Consider the following 4,003-nt stretch of genomic DNA (forward strand, 5'->3'; position numbering starts at 1 on the left):
GGTGAGAGGGGTGGGGCTTATTCTTGAGGTATCCGCGGGGTGGTGGAGGCGGTTATGGACCACGTACGCATTCTTCGGACCGTGCTCGGGGTGACGGTCGGGTATGTGATCGTGCTCGGGGTCTGGCTGGGGTGGGTGCATCAGCACACGCCGCCGGGGACCGAGCCGTATCAGATCATGGCGATGGTGGGGGCGTTCGGATCGTGTGTGGGGATCGGAATGTTGCTGGCGCAGCGGCCGTCGCGGTCGGATCGGCGGTTGTTGCGGCACGGGCTGGAGGGGTGGGCGACCATCGAGGGGGTGCATCCGCTGCAGTACACCGATCACCACACGGAACTGACCGAACTCGATCTGGAGCTGACCGTTCCCGGTTCGGAAACCTATCGGGGCACGGTCGTTTTCGACGTCGCACCGATCGACCGGCCGAGAATGCATGTGGGTGAGACGATTTCGATCCGAGTGGATCCGGCCGACCGCGATCGGATCATGCTCTGCCTGTGAGCAGCCGCCCGCGCGGTCGCGCGATGGCGGTGGGTTCAGTCGAAGTGGGTCGGCGCCGTCAGCATATACTGCGCACCGGCATAGGTCGCGAGGATGACGGCCTCGCTCGCGCGGCGCGACCGTGTCGTCCGAGCGAAGAGGCGACGCAGCACGATCATGCCGTCGGAGAGTGTGAACAACAGCGCACCCAGAGCCAGGCGGCTGCGCGGGTCGCTTTCCGGAACCACGGTCCCCGCAACGACTTTCGCGCCGGGAGCCAGGGCCGGATCGGAGGCGAGAGTCGCCGCCGTGCCCAGTGTCGCACCGTAGGCGGTCAGCGGCGCGGCGATGCGGGGCGCGCGCGCCCGCAACAGCATGGCGGCGCCCAGCCACGCGAAAACCCGGGGCGCCGCGACCATCGGCTGCGGCCGCGCACCGCGCCGCCACCACAGCGCCGAGTATCCGCACTGCATGACCGCGAAGGCCGAAGCGCCCGCGACCAGACGGCGGTCGTCGTCGGGATCTATCAGGAGTACGTCGCCGACGGTGGCCGCCGCCAGCGACCCGAGCAGAAGAGCCCGATCGGACTGCGGCGATCCCCGGTCACCCGTCGGGCGAGCAGGCTCGGCATCGCCATGGCCGGCCGCCTCGGAGGCATGCTCGCCCCCTCGCCGGTCCGCCTCACCAGCGGAGATTTCACCAGCGCTCGACGCGCGGCCGGCCTGGATCGCATCGGCCGCCAGCAGGGGCATGAGCAGCGGCTTCGTCGCCCACTGCCACCGGTCCCGCCCGGTGGCCGCGCCGAGGACGGTGATCAGCGCGGCACCCACGTACGCAGCACGGAACGGTCGCGCCATTCGGAATCTCCTCATCAATCCACGACGACGGTGGACCGGTGCGACGGTCGCGGCCGGTCAGAAACTGGGTTCGATCGGCTTGGGCGGGAGGGTGACCACCTGCCCGGCATAGCTCAGCCCGGCGCCGAAGCCGAGCAGCAGGGCCAGCTGTCCGCCCTTGGCCTTACCGGTCACCAGCATCTCCTCCATGGCCAGCGGGATGGACGCGGCGGAAGTGTTGCCGGTGTTCTCGATGTCGTTGGCCATCGGGATGTCGTCGGCGAGGCCGAGATTCTTCTTCATCAGCTCGTTGATGCGCGCGTTGGCCTGATGCGGCACGAAGACCTCGATATCCTCCTTGGCCACGCCCGACACCTCCAGTGCGGTCGACAGGGCGCGGGGCAGAGTGACTGCGGCCCAACGGAATACGCGCGGCCCCTCCATCCGCAGCGCCATCCGGCCCACCGGCTCCACCTCGGGATCGGTGCCCTGCAGTCGCTCCGCCCGGTCCATGTAGTCGAAGAAGTTGACGTCCTGGGAGATCGCCTCGGCGCTCTCCCCGTCGCTGCCCCACACCGTCGGGGAGATGCCGTTGACGTCGCTGGGGCCGACCACGACCGCACCGGCGCCGTCGCCGAAGATCATGGCGGTGCCGCGGTCGGTCGGGTCCAGGCCGACCGTCATGGTTTCCGCGCCGATCACCAGCACGTATTCGGCGGAACCGGCCCGGATCAGATCGGCCGCCACACCGAGGGCATAGCCGAATCCGCCGCAACCGGAAGTGAGGTCGAAGGCCGGGATGCCGTTCATCCCGAGATCGAAGGCCACCGAGGGCGCGCCGTGCGGGGTGAGCTTGAGCCAGCTGGAGGTAGCCAGAATCAGCGCGCTGATCTTGCTGCGATCGATACCGCTGTTGATGACGGCCCGCTCCCCGGCGGCCGCCGACATGGAGCGCAGGGTCTCGTCACCGCTGATCCAGCGACGATTGCGGATGCCGGTGCGCTCGAAGATCCACTCCGGGGTGGAATCGAGAACCTCGCAGACGTCGGCGTTGCTGACGACACGCTTCGGCCGGTATGCCCCGATGCCGAGCATCGCAACATTCTTGCGACCCTCGTTGATTGCAATGCTCACCACAGGAGACTCACTCGACCCTTCACGCTGTCGTACATAAGACCAGCGTCCAGGCTAACCCAGGCCCAAATATCACCCCAGAGCCAGATCCTTCAGGCCCAGAATGGAGCGGTACTCCAGTCCCTCCTCGGCAATCACCTGGTCGGCGCCGGTCTCGCGATCGACCACGGTGGCGACGCCGACCACGGTCGCACCGGCCTCGCGCAGTGCCCGGACGGCGGTCAGCGGCGAATTGCCGGTGGTCGTGGTGTCCTCGACGACCAGCACACGCTTACCGGAGATTTCCGGCCCCTCGATCTGGCGCTGCATGCCGTGCGTCTTGGCGGCCTTGCGCACCACGAACGCGTTCAGCGGGCGGCCGGGGGCGTGCAGCATCGCCAGCGCCACCGGATCCGCGCCCATGGTGAGCCCGCCGACGGCGTCGAATTCCCAGTCCGACACCAGCTCTCGCAGCAGGGTGCCGATCAGCGGCGCCGCCTGATGATGCAGGGTCGCCCGGCGCAGATCGACGTAGTAGTCGGCCTCCTTACCGGAGGACAGGGTCACCCGGCCGTGCACGACGGCGAGCTCCCGGACCAGCTCGGCCAATCTGTCGCGGTCGGTGGTGGATTCGATCATGTGGGTTTATGTCCTTCCCCGTGCGTTGAACATGCCTCGGTTGAGCCGGGTCACCAGATTCCGCGGGATCAGCCCGGCGACGGTGGTGAGCACCTTGTACTGCACCCCGGGCACACTGATCACCCGGTCCTTCTCCAAATCCTGCAGCGAACCGGACACCACCTGATCGACGTCGAGCCACATCGGCTTCGGTAGCGACGACATCTCGATTCCGGCACGCTCGTGAAATTCCGTGTGCACGAATCCCGGGCACAGCGCCTGCACCCGGACCCCGGTCCCGGCCAGTCCGCCGGCCAGGCCCTCGGTCAAGGATATGACGTAGGCCTTGGAGGCCGAATAGGTCGAGCCGCGGCCCGGTACCAGCCCGGCCACACTGGCGACATTGACCACCGAACCCTTGGCGGCGGCGATCATCGGCGGCAGTGCGGCACGCGTCAATTGCAGCACCGCGGTGACATTGACATCCAGTTGGGCCTGCAATTCCCGCGGATCCACGGTCCAGAACTCACCCGAGATACCGAATCCGGCATTGTTGACCAGGAAGTCCACGCCCTCGCCGAGCCGTTCGGCGACGGTGTTTCGGTCCTGCTCGCGCGCCAGATCCGCGGCCAGGATCTCGCTGCGGGTATCGAAGCGGTGCTGCAATTCCGCGGCGAGGGCGGTCAAGCGTTGCTCGTCGCGCGCCACCAGCACCAGGTCGTAGCCGAGGGAAGCCAGGCGGGTGGCGTAGCCCTGGCCGATACCGGAGGTCGGTCCGGTCACCAGGGCGACCGGACGGGTGGCACCGGGGAGGCGTGCGGCGCCCGGATCTGCGGGGCTATCGGTCATGGGTCGTCAACCACCTAGTGTCGGGCGGATAATTCCGGTGCCCGGACACCGGTTCGCGAACCGGACCGGTCACCGCGGTGCGGGGCCCTGATAGGGACGGCATCTGC

At 68.0% G+C, this 4,003-nt stretch carries 5 protein-coding genes; 1 reads left to right on the top strand and 4 read right to left on the bottom strand.

Annotated features, from left to right (window positions below):
• Positions 1-54 precede the first annotated feature (54 nt).
• Positions 55-501: a hypothetical protein gene (locus tag A5780_RS12155; protein WP_063017316.1), complete on the top strand. Its 447-nt coding sequence runs from the start codon at positions 55-57 to the stop codon at positions 499-501.
• A gap of 35 nt (positions 502-536) precedes the next feature.
• Here A5780_RS12155 and A5780_RS12160 read toward each other — a convergent pair whose 3' ends face one another.
• The 4 genes from A5780_RS12160 to A5780_RS12175 form a co-directional block, all read right to left on the bottom strand.
• Complete coding sequence (locus A5780_RS12160; protein ID WP_082976430.1) at positions 537-1,337, bottom strand: lysoplasmalogenase; 801 nt, start codon at positions 1,335-1,337, stop codon at positions 537-539.
• 57 nt (positions 1,338-1,394) lie between these two features.
• Positions 1,395-2,453 (bottom strand): beta-ketoacyl-ACP synthase III, encoded by a 1,059-nt coding sequence (locus A5780_RS12165; protein WP_063017320.1) that lies wholly within the window; start codon positions 2,451-2,453, stop codon positions 1,395-1,397.
• Between the two features lie 69 nt (positions 2,454-2,522).
• Positions 2,523-3,068 carry an orotate phosphoribosyltransferase gene (gene pyrE, locus A5780_RS12170; protein WP_030516665.1) on the bottom strand — a complete coding sequence of 182 codons (546 nt, stop codon included), beginning with the start codon at positions 3,066-3,068 and terminating at the stop codon, positions 2,523-2,525.
• A 6-nt stretch (positions 3,069-3,074) separates the two neighbouring features.
• Positions 3,075-3,896 carry an SDR family oxidoreductase gene (locus A5780_RS12175; RefSeq protein ID WP_063017322.1) on the bottom strand — a complete coding sequence of 274 codons (822 nt, stop codon included), beginning with the start codon at positions 3,894-3,896 and terminating at the stop codon, positions 3,075-3,077.
• Positions 3,897-4,003: the final 107 nt, after the last annotated feature.

Source organism: Nocardia sp. 852002-20019_SCH5090214 (genome assembly GCF_001665865.1).
In the GTDB taxonomy this organism is placed as follows: domain Bacteria; phylum Actinomycetota; class Actinomycetes; order Mycobacteriales; family Mycobacteriaceae; genus Nocardia; species Nocardia nova.